This window comes from Segetibacter koreensis DSM 18137, from assembly GCF_000374045.1.
GTDB classification, from domain to species: Bacteria; Bacteroidota; Bacteroidia; order Chitinophagales; family Chitinophagaceae; genus Segetibacter; species Segetibacter koreensis.
This window is the reverse complement of record NZ_KB893319.1, coordinates 14,023-29,936: the sequence shown is the minus strand read 5'-3', so window position 1 is coordinate 29,936 and position 15,914 is coordinate 14,023. Positions and strand designations below refer to the sequence as shown.

General features: G+C 35.8%; 17 protein-coding genes. 7 read left to right on the top strand and 10 right to left on the bottom strand.

The window, feature by feature from the left end; translation table 11 throughout:
• Positions 1 to 116: 116 nt before the first annotated feature.
• Positions 117 to 1,199 carry a glycosyltransferase family protein gene (locus B154_RS0107175; RefSeq protein ID WP_018612943.1) on the bottom strand — a complete coding sequence of 361 codons (1,083 nt, stop codon included), beginning with the start codon at positions 1,197 to 1,199 and terminating at the stop codon, positions 117 to 119.
• A 646-nt stretch (positions 1,200 to 1,845) separates the two neighbouring features.
• On the opposite strand from B154_RS0107175, the gene B154_RS0107165 reads away from it, so the two are divergent.
• The 4 genes from B154_RS0107165 (at position 1,846) to B154_RS0107150 (ending at position 5,749) form a co-directional block, all read left to right on the top strand.
• On the top strand, positions 1,846 to 2,448 hold the full coding sequence (locus B154_RS0107165; protein ID WP_245542566.1) for a DUF47 domain-containing protein: 603 nt from the start codon (positions 1,846 to 1,848) through the stop codon (positions 2,446 to 2,448).
• A gap of 478 nt (positions 2,449 to 2,926) precedes the next feature.
• A complete protein-coding gene (gene galE / locus B154_RS0107160) occupies positions 2,927 to 3,982 on the top strand; it encodes a UDP-glucose 4-epimerase GalE (protein WP_018612938.1) in 1,056 nt (351 codons plus the stop codon).
• A 154-nt stretch (positions 3,983 to 4,136) separates the two neighbouring features.
• Positions 4,137 to 4,775 carry a DUF502 domain-containing protein gene (locus B154_RS0107155; protein ID WP_018612937.1) on the top strand — a complete coding sequence of 213 codons (639 nt, stop codon included), beginning with the start codon at positions 4,137 to 4,139 and terminating at the stop codon, positions 4,773 to 4,775.
• Positions 4,776 to 4,783: 8 nt separating this feature from the next.
• On the top strand, positions 4,784 to 5,749 hold the full coding sequence (locus B154_RS0107150; RefSeq protein WP_018612935.1) for a zinc dependent phospholipase C family protein: 966 nt from the start codon (positions 4,784 to 4,786) through the stop codon (positions 5,747 to 5,749).
• A 75-nt stretch (positions 5,750 to 5,824) separates the two neighbouring features.
• On the opposite strand, the gene B154_RS0107145 is transcribed toward B154_RS0107150, so the two are convergent.
• From B154_RS0107145 to tsaB, 3 genes are all read right to left on the bottom strand, one after another.
• Positions 5,825 to 6,496 carry a rhodanese-like domain-containing protein gene (locus tag B154_RS0107145; RefSeq protein ID WP_018612933.1) on the bottom strand — a complete coding sequence of 224 codons (672 nt, stop codon included), beginning with the start codon at positions 6,494 to 6,496 and terminating at the stop codon, positions 5,825 to 5,827.
• A 190-nt stretch (positions 6,497 to 6,686) separates the two neighbouring features.
• Entirely contained in the window at positions 6,687 to 7,028 is a 342-nt protein-coding gene (locus B154_RS0107140; protein ID WP_018612931.1) for an ArsR/SmtB family transcription factor, read from the bottom strand.
• 107 nt (positions 7,029 to 7,135) lie between these two features.
• Positions 7,136 to 7,822 carry a tRNA (adenosine(37)-N6)-threonylcarbamoyltransferase complex dimerization subunit type 1 TsaB gene (gene tsaB, locus B154_RS0107135; RefSeq protein WP_018612929.1) on the bottom strand — a complete coding sequence of 229 codons (687 nt, stop codon included), beginning with the start codon at positions 7,820 to 7,822 and terminating at the stop codon, positions 7,136 to 7,138.
• Between the two features lie 247 nt (positions 7,823 to 8,069).
• On the opposite strand from tsaB, the gene B154_RS0107130 reads away from it, so the two are divergent.
• The 3 genes from B154_RS0107130 to B154_RS0107120 all read left to right on the top strand — a co-directional run bounded on the left by B154_RS0107130 (position 8,070) and on the right by B154_RS0107120 (position 11,324).
• Positions 8,070 to 8,450, top strand: a complete 381-nt coding sequence (locus tag B154_RS0107130) for a RidA family protein (protein WP_018612927.1) — start codon at positions 8,070 to 8,072, stop codon at positions 8,448 to 8,450.
• Positions 8,451 to 8,669: 219 nt separating this feature from the next.
• A complete protein-coding gene (gene pyrH, locus B154_RS0107125; RefSeq protein ID WP_018612925.1) occupies positions 8,670 to 9,380 on the top strand; it encodes a UMP kinase in 711 nt (236 codons plus the stop codon).
• Positions 9,381 to 9,494: 114 nt separating this feature from the next.
• Positions 9,495 to 11,324: a CocE/NonD family hydrolase gene (locus B154_RS0107120; RefSeq protein ID WP_026260029.1), complete on the top strand. Its 1,830-nt coding sequence runs from the start codon at positions 9,495 to 9,497 to the stop codon at positions 11,322 to 11,324.
• Between the two features lie 285 nt (positions 11,325 to 11,609).
• On the opposite strand, the gene B154_RS0107115 is transcribed toward B154_RS0107120, so the two are convergent.
• From B154_RS0107115 to cyoE, 6 genes are all read right to left on the bottom strand, one after another.
• Entirely contained in the window at positions 11,610 to 12,194 is a 585-nt protein-coding gene (locus tag B154_RS0107115) for a DUF420 domain-containing protein (protein ID WP_018612921.1), read from the bottom strand.
• 30 nt (positions 12,195 to 12,224) lie between these two features.
• The gene (locus B154_RS0107110; RefSeq protein ID WP_018612919.1) at positions 12,225 to 12,950 is read right to left on the bottom strand and encodes an SCO family protein; all 726 of its coding nucleotides are present in this window, start codon (positions 12,948 to 12,950) and stop codon (positions 12,225 to 12,227) included.
• A 79-nt stretch (positions 12,951 to 13,029) separates the two neighbouring features.
• On the bottom strand, positions 13,030 to 13,476 hold the full coding sequence (locus tag B154_RS27890) for a cytochrome C oxidase subunit IV family protein (protein ID WP_018612916.1): 447 nt from the start codon (positions 13,474 to 13,476) through the stop codon (positions 13,030 to 13,032).
• Positions 13,477 to 13,507: 31 nt separating this feature from the next.
• Positions 13,508 to 14,185, bottom strand: a complete 678-nt coding sequence (locus B154_RS0107100) for a cytochrome c oxidase subunit 3 (RefSeq protein ID WP_018612914.1) — start codon at positions 14,183 to 14,185, stop codon at positions 13,508 to 13,510.
• A gap of 161 nt (positions 14,186 to 14,346) precedes the next feature.
• Positions 14,347 to 14,928 carry a cytochrome c oxidase subunit 3 gene (locus B154_RS0107095; RefSeq protein WP_245542565.1) on the bottom strand — a complete coding sequence of 194 codons (582 nt, stop codon included), beginning with the start codon at positions 14,926 to 14,928 and terminating at the stop codon, positions 14,347 to 14,349.
• A 30-nt stretch (positions 14,929 to 14,958) separates the two neighbouring features.
• A complete protein-coding gene (cyoE, locus tag B154_RS0107090) occupies positions 14,959 to 15,858 on the bottom strand; it encodes a heme o synthase (RefSeq protein WP_026260028.1) in 900 nt (299 codons plus the stop codon).
• Positions 15,859 to 15,914: the final 56 nt, after the last annotated feature.

Below are 15,914 nucleotides of genomic sequence, written 5' to 3'. Positions count from 1 at the left end.
ACTTTTAAAGCATTTTTTAATGGAAACTAAAGTTTGTTATTGATATGTTGTTGAAGTGATTGCGACGCAACGATGATGCTATGGAAACCGTTGCTCGTATTATTTACAATAAATATTTATAAATGCGCTGCAATTTTTTTTAGTACTACCTGCCTGAATTTTTTTACTGTATACACTTTTTTTCCCGGACGCAGCACTTCATTCATGTTTTCAGAATATTGCTCCGCCAGTATTTTATTTATAATTGTTTCTGTAATATCGGGATAATCAACCTTGATTCTTTTGACTGATTCTATCCACTTTTTTATTTTGTCTGCATGTTTTAGTTTCAGGCTTTTGATTACCGGCACATCCATATCTTTTAAAGCTGCGGCATTGCATTGTTGCTCGTATTGGCCCTTCATTGGTATAACCATTAGTTTTTTATTCATAAACAATGCTTCGGCAGGTGTCTCGAAACCGGCTCCGCACAAAACGCCTTCTGCAGCCGCCATACTATTAATAAAAGCCTCATTACTTATTGGCTGAATGGTTATGTTCTTTTCTTTAAAAGGTTTTTTATTATGTTTTGAAAAAACCTGCCACCTAACGGAAGGGAACTCTTTTAATACTTTTACTATCCGTTTATCTTCGTAAGCAGGAAGGTAAACCGTGTAATGCCCTTTATTTTCCACGGGGTGCTCTCTTACCTGGCGCCTGATAACAGGAGTGAAAATATTGGTATCATAAGCTTTAAAATGGAAGCCGTATTGAGCAGAAGTAGGCGCATATTTTTTTAAAATAGCTTTACCTATTTTATCAGTATGTTTTGGTTTCGGCACATTTTTATTTAATACCGCTGCCTGGTGACTTAAAGAAATGCACTTTTTATTTTTTTGATAGCAGGCCCACGCTGATACCGGTTCAAAATCATTAATTACCAAATCATACGACTGAACAGGCAGACAATTTATCTCTGAGAAAAATACTTTGAGATTGCTTTTCTTATAGCTTTCCAGTATATCTATGCCGCCTTTTTTACCAAACACAAAACCGAGACCATGATATTTGTATTTTACGGGAAAAGGGAGCTGAACGTCTGTTTGCGACCCGCTGATCAGTATATCTACCTCATGGTTTTTTTGTAAAACAGGAATTATATCTCTCGCCCTGCTGACATGTCCATTACCAGTTCCCTGTATTGCATATAATATTTTCATTGTCACCTAATATTAAATTCCTTATATCTTCTGTTATTTAGTTGATTTTGGATGAGCTATTACTTTCATTTTTAACATTGTCAACTTATTATCCATGTAGCGAGGAGTGTTTTAATGGAGAATAAAAATCAGCAAACATTGAAAGAAAAGCTTTAGAAAAAATATTTGCAATAAAATTGTTTATGTATCTGCTAGAATGTAGAAAAGAAGATGAACGCCACCATTTATGAAAGCTACCTGAAGAAGTCCCATTTAAAACCTTTGCAGGATGATTATCTGTAGTCATATATGATTGAATTTAAAAAATTGCGGTAAATCGTTCTACATCACTTATAAAGAAATTCACACTGCAAATAACCATTCTAATGTAAATAAAATGTGATGACAATAAAAACTTACTGTTAACAATTTTCGTATAAAAAAACTCTTTTTCATAAAAAAGCTAGCTGAGCCTTAGGCATTAATATGCCAGCACTGGGGGCAACAACTTAATACTAAATAAATTCATTCTATTGCATATTCTATGTTATCTTATTATTAAGAAATAGTTAAGTGACAAAGGTTGGCGGCATAATTATACTTTTGTGCGAAATAAAAAGCAATGGGATTAAATTCTATCGGCAAATTTTTTATGCCAAAAAATACAATGTTCTATAACTTATTTGAAGAAGTAGGCATTACTGTTCGTACTATGGGAGGTGTACTAAAACAACTGGTTAATGAACCTGATTTTGATAAAAGGGCATCACTTTCTACACGATTAGAAGATCTCGAGCATGAAAATGACGATCATACACATAAACTTTTTACTGAGCTAGGAAGAAATTTTATCACTCCTTTCGACAGGGAAGATATTCATACCCTGGCCTCTGCCCTTGATGACATTGCTGACTACATATATGCAGTGGCAAAAAAAATAATTTTTTACAGGGTTAATCCAAATGACCCGGGCATACAAAAAATGGCTGAATTAATAGAACAAGGCACTATTCACATTCAAAGTGCGGTACAGGAATTACGAAATATGAAAAACCTTAGAAAAATAACAGAGGCCCTGGTAAGGGTTAATGATATTGAGAACCAGGCCGACGACATATTTGATCTAAGCATTGAAAAGCTTTTTAACCAGGAAAATGATTTTAAAGAAGTAATTAAAAGAAGAGAAATTTACCAGGTACTAGAGTTAGCTACCGATAAATGTGAGGATGCCGCAAATGTAATTGAGTCGATTATTGTTAAATATGCTTAAGTTCTAATTATAGCGCTGCCAACTGCAGGAATACTTTAACTGGTTGTTGCTTATTGTTTTGCTTTTTTATTTTTTATGTTAATGGTTTTCATGATTTACCAAAAGCATAGCTACTATTATTTTAACTAAAATGCTTATACCTTCCATGACCTTAGCCGGTAGCTTTATTCATTTTTACTGTCTAGTAATTTGACGTGGTTGACGGGTTACTTATAAAAATAGTAACCCTTCTTATTTTATCATTCCTGCCACTCGTAATGGCGATATTGCTCTTATTGTTATTGCAACTTTTATCACCCCAAATGACTATTCTTTTTAATTTTAGTGCATCAGTAAGGTTATCAGGGACTTGAATATTACCTACTAAAAGAGGTTTTTATATTTTCTTACTGAAAAACTTTATATAACCTAAAAATATTATAGCTAAAATCATTCATTACCCTTAATTTGCGCCTTAAATATCTTTTAATATATATTTATGAGTAAAATCCTGGTAACCGGAGGATGTGGATATATAGGTGCTCACACTATTGCTGACCTTATCGAAAATGGTTTCAATGTGATTTCTATTGATGATAACTCGCGAAGTACACGTTATCTTTTAGATGGCATTGAAAAATTGACTGGCAAAAAAGTAAAAAATTACAAAGTAGACCTAAAAGATTATAATGACACGCGAGCTGTTTTCCAGGAGAATGAAGATATTACGGGTATTATACATTTTGCAGCTTACAAAGCCGTAGGCGAATCAGTCGAAGAACCTTTAATGTATTTTGAAAACAATTTATTTTCACTAATAAACCTGCTGAAGTGCGTTGATGAATTTAACATTCCTTACTTTGTTTTTTCATCTTCCTGCACCGTTTATGGCAGTCCTGATATTATTCCTGTAACAGAGCAATCTCCTATCAAAAAAGCAGAATCTCCTTATGGAGCAACAAAGCAAATGGGAGAAGAAATTATAACGAGTGTTGTAAACGCTACGGAAACCAAGGCCATTTTGCTTCGTTATTTTAATCCGGTAGGTGCTCATCCTTCTTGCCTTATAGGTGAACTACCTATTGGCAAACCTGCTAACCTTGTTCCGGCCATCACTCAAACGGCCATAGGAAAAATACCTTCGATGACGGTTTATGGCACAGACTACGACACCAGGGACGGAAGCTGTGTTCGAGATTACATTCATGTGTCTGATATAGCTCACGCCCATACGTTAGCTATACAATACTTACTCGCGAATAAAAACAAGACCAATTGCGACATTTTCAATCTCGGAACAGGTAATGGTGTAACTGTTTTAGAAGCTATAAAAGCCTTTGAAGAAGTGAGCGGAAAAAAACTTAACTACCAGATTGGGCCACGCCGTCCGGGGGATATTGTAGCTATTTATGCCAATAATAATTATGCAGTAACTACTTTGGGATGGCAAATTAAATATGATCTGCATGAAATGATGCGAACTGCGTGGGCATGGGAACAGAAGATTAAGCAAGATGAAGAAATTATTAAGGATCAAAAGTTTCAGTATAATTAAAGGTTAACTCATACTTTGTTTTCAAAATGCACAATTAATAATAAGAATTGTGCATTTTTTTATTTGCAAAATAATAGCCTGCTTTTACTACCAACGCGATACGGTTGCATGAATACTTCTCTATCTTTTCTTATTTTTCGTTTATTTTGTTCTTATGGAAATTAAAGTAAAGGACCCGTTGCGTTGGCATTGGCGAAACTTGTTAAAATATTTCTTACAGGGCCTTATCATTCTGGCACCGATTATTATTACTGCCTGGGCGGTTTTTTCTCTTTTTAATTATATAGACAATATTCTTCCAAACTTTATTCATTCCCTGTTTCCCGTTTTGTATAAACCTGATGCCGATGGTAATATACACAAAATACCAGGAGTAGGCTTTGTGGTTATTGTTGTTATAATAGTTCTTACCGGGTGGATTTCTTCATCGTACATAGTAGGAAAAGTGGTCGAATTTTTTGGACATGTACTGGAGAGAACGCCGGGGATAAGATTTATTTACACTTCGGTAAAAGATTTTTTAGAAGCCTTTGCCGGCGAAAAAAGAAAATTTGATAAGCCTGTTCTTGTTAGTGTAGACGCCCCTGATGTATGGAGAATGGGTTTTATGACACAGGATGACGGAACAAGACTGGGACTAAAAGATCATGTAGTTGTATATGTACCTCACTCATATGCAGTAAGTGGAATTGTATATATAGTACCGGTGGAAAAAGTAAAATTTTTAACAGATGTATCTTCAACCGAAGCTATGAAGTTTGCTTTAAGTGGTGGCGTTGCCCAGATCAGCTAACCTGTTTCATGAAAAAACTTATTTTGTGTATTATATTCTGTACTTTATACAAACAAAGTTTTTGCTGGGGCTTTTATGCCCATCAGCGGATTAACTATTTTGCCGTGTTTTTGCTGCCACCGGAAATGATGGTTTTATACAAGCCGAACATTCAGTTTATAAGTGATCATGCAGTTGACCCTGATAAGAGAAGATATGCCGTTGCGACAGAAGCTCCAAAGCATTATATTGATATTGACCGGTATGGACGTTATCCCTGGACTGAAGTACCTGAAGGATTTTCGGATGCTGTAAAAAAATATTCAGAAGACACAGTTATAGCGAATGGAATTGTGCCATGGTGGATCGTGATAATGCAACAACGCCTTACAAATGCATTCAAAGAAAAAAACGCTGCAAAAATTTTAAAGCTATCAGCAGAACTTGGCCATTATATTGCAGACTCTCACGTACCATTACATTCAAATTCAAACCACGACGGACAGCAGACCAATCAAAAAGGAATACATGGATTTTGGGAAAGCAGGGTTCCTGAGTTGCTGGCAGAAAAAGAGTTTGATTTTATGATTGGGAAAGCAACATACATTTCTGACATACCGAAATATGTTTGGGATAGAGTGAGGGAAAGTGGTGCAGCATCAGACACAGTATTGAAAGATGAAGCAGGATTGACAAAACAATTTCCTGCCGACAGAAAATATTCGTTTGAGGAAAGGAGTGGAAAAATTGTTCGTCAATATTCCTCAGCATTTACAATCGCGTACAATCATATGCTTAATGGAATGGTCGAGCGACGTATGCGCGTGGCCATTGCTTCCGTTGCCTCTTTTTGGTACACTGCATGGGTAAATGCGGGGCAACCAGATTTGAAAAACCTGAAAAAAACAGCCTTTACAGAAGAAGATATGAAAGAATTCGAAACGCTAAACAATGCATGGAGGAGTGACCGGATAAAAGGAAGACAGCATGAGTGATGTTAAAAATAAAACTTGCTGTAAGCTTCTTATAAGTTGACCATGTTTTATTGCATCTTATTGCGCATGCAAGTATTAATTCAATACAGAAGCATCTTTTTCTGTATCAATTCCCGGCTCATTTTTTATTTTTTCCCAGCCGCCAAGTACGTTTCTAAGGTTATGAATTCCCTGTCGCTTAAGAAGTGAAGCTGCAATTGTACTACGATAGCCATAACCTGAATGTAAGTATAAGTTATCTGTATCTTCTATATTTGCCATGCTCGCTGGATCGGCCATATTGGCCAATGGAATATTAACAGCATCCTTTACGTGACCATCTGCAAATTCTACTTCCTTCCTTACATCTACCACAATTAATCTTTCGTCAAAAGGAATATCCATTGCAAGTTCATCCGTCTCCACATCTATTATTAAATCCGTTTTCTCCCCGACCTGCTTCCATGATTCAAAACCTCCCCGCAGGTATCCTGCTATTTGTGCGAAGCCTGCCTCTGACAATGAAGTTACTGTTTCTTTTTCCTTTCCATTTTCTGTAACTAATATTAACGGTTTATCAAAAGGCAAGATGGTTCCCGCCCAATCAGCAAACTTTCCTTCTAAACCAATAGATATTGAACCCGGTATAAAACCTGTGGTAAATTCTGAGCTTTTACGCGTATCTAGTATAACCGCATCTCTATCTATTTTATTTTTAAATTCTTCAACAGATAATGCTGTCAGACCATTTTCTAAAACTGAATGCATTCTAAAATATCTTTATTTATTAGTTTTTTTGTTTAACCAATCAGCAGTATAAATTGTTTTTAAACATATACGTTGATTTTTACAAAAATAAGGAGAACGAAGAGGTACAGCCTTTGCCCAAGGTTAAGGTTTATAGAAAATACAAAAGGATGCCCAAAAGAACATCCTTTTCAAAAATTAAACTATAACCTTACGCTACAAGATCTTCTACAAACTGGTTTACTTCAGCTACTCTTTCATAATTAATGGCATAATAGATGAACTTCCCATCACGCTGAGTTATAACAATTCCGGCACGGCGAAGGATGGCAAGATGTTGCGACGCTACCGATTGTTCTAATCTCAACTTCACATAAATCTCTGTCACCGTCATTCTTTCACTTTCGTCAAGCAATTTTATCATCTGCTGACGAAGTTTGTGGTTCATAGCTCTCAACACTAAAGCTGCTTTTTTCAAATGTAAAAAATCCAATTTAATAGAGTTACTATTCTCCTTATTAGAAATAGTAATACTCTGAGTTGCTGTTACCATAAATAGACATTGGGGGGTTTAAAAAACAAATCAAACATCAAATATATATACAATATTTAATTTTATAATAAATAAATTTTTAAAATTAATATAATAGCAAAATTTTCTTAATAACTACTTTTAGTTATAGAGTGAAAATCTTTAAAATAAGTTGGCTCACTATAAGATATGTTAGAAAAATTCTTTTTATGAAAAGCTATTTCAGCAAGATGACCAAGGTGCCGGGCATCATAAGATATATCAGCAAATACACTGTTCGGATTTGTTTCTATTTGCATAAACTTTAAACTTCCACTTCCAAAAAACAATATTTTCCTATCTTTCATATAACTGTTAAAAACTTTTTCCTCTAATATCAATGGCCGAGGAGAAAGTATTTGATCAAAATCTGAATTATAAATAGCAGTAAACACCTCCATACGGCGCGCATCGATCATGGGGCAAAACAATGAATCTTGTTCTAAGCTACCCATTGAATCTAAAGCTGCCTTTGTCATCACTTCTAAGGTATTTATTGCAATAAGCGGTTTTGAAAATGCGTAACAAAAACCTTTAGCAGTAGCCATTCCCACTCTTAAACCTGTGTAGCTGCCAGGGCCTGAAGTAACTGCAAAGGCATCAAATTCTTTTAGTTGGTATCCGGTCTTCTGTAGTAGTGTAGCAACGGCTGTATGAACAAAGGACGCATGTTCTTTTTGATATTCATTTTTTAAAAAGGCCAGCGGTAATCCATTGCGGGTTACACTCACTGATGCAATTTCAGTTGCTGTATCGATATTTAAGAGTAGTGGCAAAACAGGTAGCTTTAAAACAAATATTACTAATATAACGATTATTAATATTAATTAAGTATGCAAAGAAATTATTTTCCAGCGATTTAATTCCTTTTAACAAGAATGGTGCTAATTTTTTAAAACCCTCTTTCAGGTAATCTATTCTGTGTTCCTCAGTAACGATTTGATAAATAATGTGTTTTGTTTATCAAATGCAAATTAGGTTTGCAAATGAAGCAAAATTCTGAAATTCATTTATACCATACCCATGAACAAAAAAATAATTAATACGGCGCTGGCTCCCGCACCTATTGGTCCTTATAACCAGGCTGTTATAAGCAATAATATGATTTTTATAAGTGGACAGATAGCTATTAACCCGACCACAAATGAAGTTATCAGTGGCGATATAGCTACAGAAACGCACCAGGTAATGCGTAACTTATTTGAAATACTTCAGGAAGCGGGGATTAATTTCAATCATGTAGTTAAGACAACAATTTTTTTAAAAGATATGTCTCTCTTTTCTAAAGTCAACGAAGTGTATGGCTCTTATTTTTCAGCAGATTATCCTGCGAGAGAAACTGTAGCTGTCAAAGGATTGCCTAAAGATGTAAACGTTGAAATTAGCATGACTGCAACCATGTAAAATTTTAAAACTTATATAAGAAGACAGGTTAGCTATTCATTTTAAAAAGCGAGTACACCGGTTTCTATAATGCTTTTTGGTGCATTTTTGAAATTTAACAGTGCCGCTTTTAAAACAGACAATAAACGTATTCGTATTACGTATTGATCTTATACAGAACAACAATGTTTTTTCAACCATTACTTTTCTTTTTCTTTGCACTTGAAAAATAAATTTTACATGCTTCCGAAATACAAACGAATTCTACTTAAGCTTAGCGGCGAATCTCTAATGGGAAACAAAAGTTTTGGCCTTGACCCTCAAATTATCGCCCAATACGCAGTGGATATAAAACAGGTGGTTGAATTAGGTGTACAGGTAGCTATTGTAATTGGTGGCGGTAACATTTATCGCGGAATGAATGAGGCTGAGACCGGTATAGAAAGAGCACACGGTGACTACATGGGTATGCTTGCTACAGTTATAAATGGTATGGCATTACAGGCTGCCCTGGAAAAAGTTGGTGTATTTACAAGATTACAAAGCGCAATTGTAATGGAAAGAATAGCTGAACCTTACATTCGTCGTCGAGCTATTCGTCACCTGGAAAAAGGACGGGTCGTTATTTTTGGCGCAGGTACGGGTAATCCTTACTTCACGACAGATACAGCAGGCTCATTAAGGGCAATAGAAATAAAAGCCGATGTTATTTTAAAAGGTACACGCGTAGATGGTATTTATACCGCCGATCCTGAGTTAGACCCTACAGCTTTACGGTACGATAAAATTTCGTTTGCTGAAGTTATCAATAAAAACCTTAAAGTTATGGATATGACTGCTTTTACACTCTGTAAGGAAAACGGTCTTCCCATAATCGTTTTTGATATGAATACACCGGGAACTTTACTACAGGTAGTTGAGGGCATGGATGTTGGAACGTTTGTTAGCTAAAAAGGTATGGATGTAGTACAAGAATGAGACTTTAGTGAGGCGAGACAAAGCCTTAATATTACATTACACAGAATGATACAACTTCGATAACCGACGGAATTCCTTTTATTTATTATGAAATATTTTGTCTCATTCTTATTGCTGTTACCCATATCTCTGCAGACTTGGGCGAAGCCCGGTAAAATCAGCTTTACCAAGATAGAAAGAATGATCCCCATGAGGGATGGGACAAAGCTTTTTACTTCGATTTATTTTCCGCATAATGTATCAGGAAAATTTCCGATACTGATGGAAAGAACGCCTTACTCATGCAGTCCCTACGGAGAAACTAGGTACAAATCTCAATTAGGGCCAAGCAAACAATTTTCTAATGAGGCCTACATTTATGTGTACCAGGATGTGAGAGGGAGATATATGAGTGAAGGAAAGTTTGAAGAAATGACCCCGTACATCAAACATAAAAGATCAAATAAAGATGTAGACGAAAGCAGTGACACTTACGATACAATTGAATGGCTTCTTAAAAACGTCAGTAATAACAATGGAAAGGTTGGTATTTATGGAATATCTTATCCCGGCTTTTATGCCACGGCCTCTCTTCCGGGCGCTCATCCCGCTTTGAAAGCCGTGTCGCCGCAGGCACCCGTTACCGACGAGTTTGAAGGTGACGATGCGTATCATAGGGGCGCTTTTTTCCTAATGGATAATTATAGTTTTATGAATGATTTTGATTATCCAAGAGATTCCCCATGGACATCCTATCCGGCTTTTTGCACCCAATTTATCAGTAATGCTTATGCTGATTATCTCCAAATGGGAAGTATCAAAAATGCAAATGACTTATGCTTTAATAATAAAAGCAAAATTTGGAATGAATATCTTACGCACAATACAAAAGACAGCTATTGGCAAGCAAGGGACATTAGACGACATCTACAAAATGTAAAACCTGCCGTATTGGTGGCAGGAGGCTGGTTTGATGCTGAAGATTTATTTGGGTCTTTGAATACTTACAAAACAATAGAACAAAAAAACACTAAAAATAATAATCGGCTCATAATGGGGCCATGGACACACGGTGCCTGGGCAAGCGGCAAGTGGAGTAACTTTGGGACTTATGACTTTCGCTCAAATACGAGCGAGTATTTTCAAAAAATAGAGCATGATTTTTTTGCATACTACTTACAGCAAAAAGGAACCTTTAATCACGCGGAGGCTACCATATTCGAAACAGGAACCAATGAATGGAAAGAGTATACAGCATGGCCTCCTAAAAACGCCAAAACAGTTAGCTGGACGTTAGGAAGTAATAGAAACTTTTTTTTAAAAAAAACATCTTCTACTGGATATGATCAATACACTTCCAACCCTACAGATCCTGTTCCTTATTTAAATACGAAAAGCGCGAGCCGCGTCAATGAATATATGATCGCCGATCAGCGATTTGCTTCACAAAGAAAAGATGTGCTTAGCTATGAAAGCCCGGTATTACAAAGAGATGTAACCCTAACGGGGCCTGTCACCGCAGATTTATTTGTTTCCATTTCTGGTACAGATGCTGATTTCGTTGTAAAATTAATTGACGTATTGCCAGATGACGAAGCAAACGAAAATGGCGAAAATGTAGCCGGTATGCAACGCCTGGTGAGAGCAGAGGTTTTGAGAGGCAAATTCAGAAATAGCTTTTCAAAACCAGAACCTTTTGTTGCCGGTAAAATAACGAAAGTAAATTATCAGCTAAATGATATTGCGCATTGTTTTAAAAAAGGGCATAAAATAATGGTTCAGATACAAAGCAGTTGGTTTCCTCTCGTTGACAGAAACCCTCAAAAATTTATGAATATCTCTACTGCAAATGATAAAGACTTTACCCCTGCAACTATAAAAATATATCATGATGCAAAACATCCTTCTTCTATAAAGGTTTTGCAGCTGGAAAAATAATTATAATCTAAACTATCACATCATCAAATATAGAATGGCACTCACTTTGCTTAAGCTTACATTTCAAAAGCTTCATCATTTCCTTTTTTTATCATTTCTAAATAATTAAATTAAAGGAAATAGCCTTTTCGATACTATTTAAACGCTGTGCTTTCTTATAACAGATATCCTGTAGAAAATGTAAGAAGCGAATAGATTGCATTGCAAAATGGAGACGCGGGAACAAACAATTTCTGCGCAATATTGCTCAACTTACCTTTTTACCTGTTTATAGTATTTAAAAACTTACGAATAATAAGGCCTAATTAAAAAATAAACAATAGGCCCTGTAAGAGCGACGTACAACCAAAGAGGCCACGTATATTTTGCCAGCTTTTTATGTAACTGCCACTCGGAAGTAAGCGCCCGATAAGCAGTAAACAGAATGAAAGGCAGTATAACAGCTGCAAGAATAATATGTGTTGCAAGCAACAAAAGATAAAAAACCCTTAGCCCACCTGCCTGCAATTTCTCGTCGGCGCTTAAAATACCATCATGGTTGAGGTCACCAAACCTTGCTTCACCGGCGAGAAGATGGTGAGCTATATAGGATACAAGGAATAGAACAGATAGCAACATCGCCGTTATCATGATATTCTTATGTAAAATATACTTTTGATTTTTTACAGCAATAAGTGCAGCTATAAGTAAAAAGGCAACAGCACAATTTACAAAAGCGTTGATTTTAGCGAAGATGTGTACATCAAAACCTGGTTGAAAGCCGAGTTTAAATTTTCCGAGGGCGACAACGGCAATAAATACAACAAAAGAGAAAATGCCAATAAGCCAGTATGCTCTTTTATCGTTTTTTTGTATAGTAGCTTGTAACATTGATTATAAAATAATTTAAAATAAACTTTCTTATTGTGGCTGAAAAATATTAAATTTTTTCTTCCTGTCTTTTTCCAGCATTAATAAACCGATGTCTTTTGCTAAGGCAGCAAGGGATGTAGTATCGAGGCCATTATAATATCCTCTGACAACATAATCTTTATCAAGTAAAACAAATTTTTGTGTGTGTATAAACGAAGAATCAACACCTTCGCCATCTACTAACCCGAGTTTTAATTCATTTAATGCGAAGTCATAAATCGTCTTTTTATTGCCCGTTAGCATCCACCAGTTATCATGATCAACTCCAAACTTATCTGCATATTTCTTTAAGGCCAAAACTGAATCGCGCTCAGGATCAATAGAAAAAGAAAGAAACCTAACAATGGAAGAATCTATTACTTTTCTCCCTTCATTATAGTGAGAAAAAGATTGTTGAAGCTTAGCCATGTTTTTTGTAAGAAGAGGACAAATGGAAGGACAACGGGTAAAAAAGAAATCTGCCACAATTACCTTATTTTGAATATCATGCAGACTTACTGTATCTCCCAATTGATTCACTAAGGTAATATTTTCAGTCTTATGCCATACGGTATCAGTGGTAGTTTTACCATCCACCGTTTTTGTTATCACGGAATCAACATAAAATCTTCTTGGCATTACCACAGCCTCGTCACTTGCTGCCTTTAAAACATAATAACAAATAACAGGAATTAAAAGGGCAATACAAAGGGCTGCTACAGCTTTTCTATTCATTTTCTTATTTATAAAAGAAAACCATCGCCGGAAAGCGATGGTTTTCTTCAGGTTTTTATTTTTCTAAAAATTATAACACTTATTCCATCGCACCAGTTCTCTTTTCTTGAGGTTTACCTTTTTCATCTGCTTTTACATCCGTAGACATTATATGGCTCCTTTCTCTTTTATAAGGATCGTATGTATTCCTGTTATTTCTATAAGAATTTCCTTCATAAAGAAAAGCAATGATAGCCCATATCAGTAGCGCCAGGGGAACTAATATTGTCATAATAAGGTTTCTTATCTCAGATTTAAGGTGCATAAAATAAGCAACTATATAAAAAGCTTTGGCTAACATTAAAATAATAATGGCACCTTTTAAACCGAGACGAAGTCCGTGGCTTTCAACTCCAATAAGTATATAACCTAATATCAGTTCAACTATTGTAAGTCCCAATAATATCCAAAACGTTCTCCAGATTTCTTTAGTTCCTCCGGGATTATCATGAACCGCATTTACTATCCCGATATCTGTATTTTCCATAAAAAAGTTTTAATTAAATTATATATTAATATTAAAGAAGATAAAAACACGTAAATACAAATACCCATACAAGGTCTACAAAATGCCAGTACAATCCAGCCTTTTCAATCATTAGGTAATGGCCTTTCTTTTCAAAAGTGTCCATCGCCGTCATAATTAGCATAATGATATTAATCACGACTCCTGAAAATACATGAAAGCCGTGGAAGCCGGTGATGGTAAAAAAGAAGTTGGTAAAATTGGTTGAAGATGCAGTACCATCAGAATTAGGAAAAGGATTTCTACCCCACCATGCGCCTTCATGAAACAAGTGATTCCATTCCCAGGCCTGGCAACTTAAAAATGCAAGTCCGCCAAGTATTGTCCATGCAAGATAAGTCATCACACCTTTTTTATCTCTCTCGTGGCCAGCATGCACAGCAAGTACCATTGTTACAGAACTCATAATCAGAATAAAGGTCATAATACTTACAAACACTAAAGGAGCGTTAATTTCTCCTGACCCTGGGTAGGATCTGAATACTTCATTGGGATTCGGCCAGCCATTACTTGAAAATCTAACCGTACCATAAGAAATAAGAAAAGCGCCAAAGGTAAAAGAGTCACTCATCAAAAAATACCACATCATCAATTTCCCGTACTCTACATTAAAAGGACTTTTACCCCCGTTCCACCAATTTGTGTCTGCTGCAACTGCTGTTGTTTCCATGTGTTCTGTTTAAGTTTGGTATGCAAATTTATTAGCGCATATTGAAACGGCATTAAAAAAAACTGATTTTTTTATTTATTTCAAAACCAATTTAGTTGACCATAATCCCCTGTTCCAATATTAGCTGTGTCCTCACATTTTAAAGTTTATTACACCGCTTATTACCCGCTTACAATATTAAAAAATATAAAGAGGTAAATCCATATAGCATCGACAAAATGCCAATAAGTACTAGCAACTTCTATCGGTACTAAGCTGTAATTTTTACTGCGTCTGTTAAAGGCTCTTATAAACATTACAATTAATACTATTACTCCACCAATTACATGAAGCATGTGTACCCCCGTAATTACTCCCAGGAAAGACCCTGAAGGATTACTTCCGCTTCCTATCAACTTAACTCCATGCTCCTGCAGGTACTTGAAGCCCATTGTTTGAAGTACAACAAATAACACTCCTAATACTGCAGTGACAGTAATCAAAATCCTATATCTCACCATATTACGCGCCTTAAAAGACCTGCCTGCAAGGTACATAGTAAGACTGCTTGCTAAAATTACCGCAGTTGAAAATGAAAATACAGGAGGAAGACTAAATTGTAACCAATTACTATCATTCCTTTTTACAATATATGCACTTGTAAAACCGGCAAACATCATTAAGATACTTGCCATCGCTACCCACAATGAAAATTTATGTGGATGAAGTCTTTTTCGTTGTTGTTCACTCACAGTTGCCATCATCTCTTGACTTTTTTATTTATAGTAACTTAATCAATTTATTTTATCAACCAGCAAAGCCAGCAAAACAATTGGTAAATAAATATAACTGCTAAACATAACCCTTCTAGCTGACTTTACATCCATCTCTATATACAACCTCACACATTGTACAACCATAAAAATATTACACGCCATCACAATCCATAAACTCACGGCGCCTGACATGCCAACATAATAAGGAAAAATACCGAAAGGAATCATCATTAAAGAATACATTACTGCCTGCATAGCAGTAAATTTCGTTGGCCCTTTATCAGCAGGCAACAGTTTAAAGCCTGCTTTACTATAGTCATTGTGCGCCACCCAAGCAATCGCCCAAAAATGTGGAAACTGCCAAAGAAATTGTATTCCAAATAATATCCATCCGCCAGCGGTAAATTCTCCTGTACCTGCTACCCACCCTATAAGGCACGGCAACGCACCAGGAAAAGCGCCCACTAAAACTGCGACAGAATTAACCTTTTTAAGAGGGGTATAGATAAATGCATACAAAAAAAGACTAAAAGCAGATAAAATCGCAGAGGCTAAATTGAAGAACTGCCACATCATCAAGACACCCAATAGTCCCGTTAAAAAAGCAAAAGTGTAAGCCTCCTGCTGACTCATTCTACCATTAGCTACTGGCCTTTTTCCTGTTCTTTTCATCAAGGCATCAGTATCTTTTTCAACCGCCTGGTTTATAGCATTTGCTGCTCCTGTAACCAACATTCCTGCAACAAATAACAGCACTACCATTTTTAAATTATAAGTAATACCTGGAGCTAACAAATAACATATAACACAGGAAAAAACAACGGTAAAGCTTAAAGTAAACTTTATTAATTGAAAATAATCCTTCACCTTGGCAGCAAAACGATAGCTTGCTGATATCTCTTGTACAGTGCTCATCATAACCTCAACCTACATTTTAGTAAAACCAATGCCCTGAAAACTCAGGGCATTTTTAT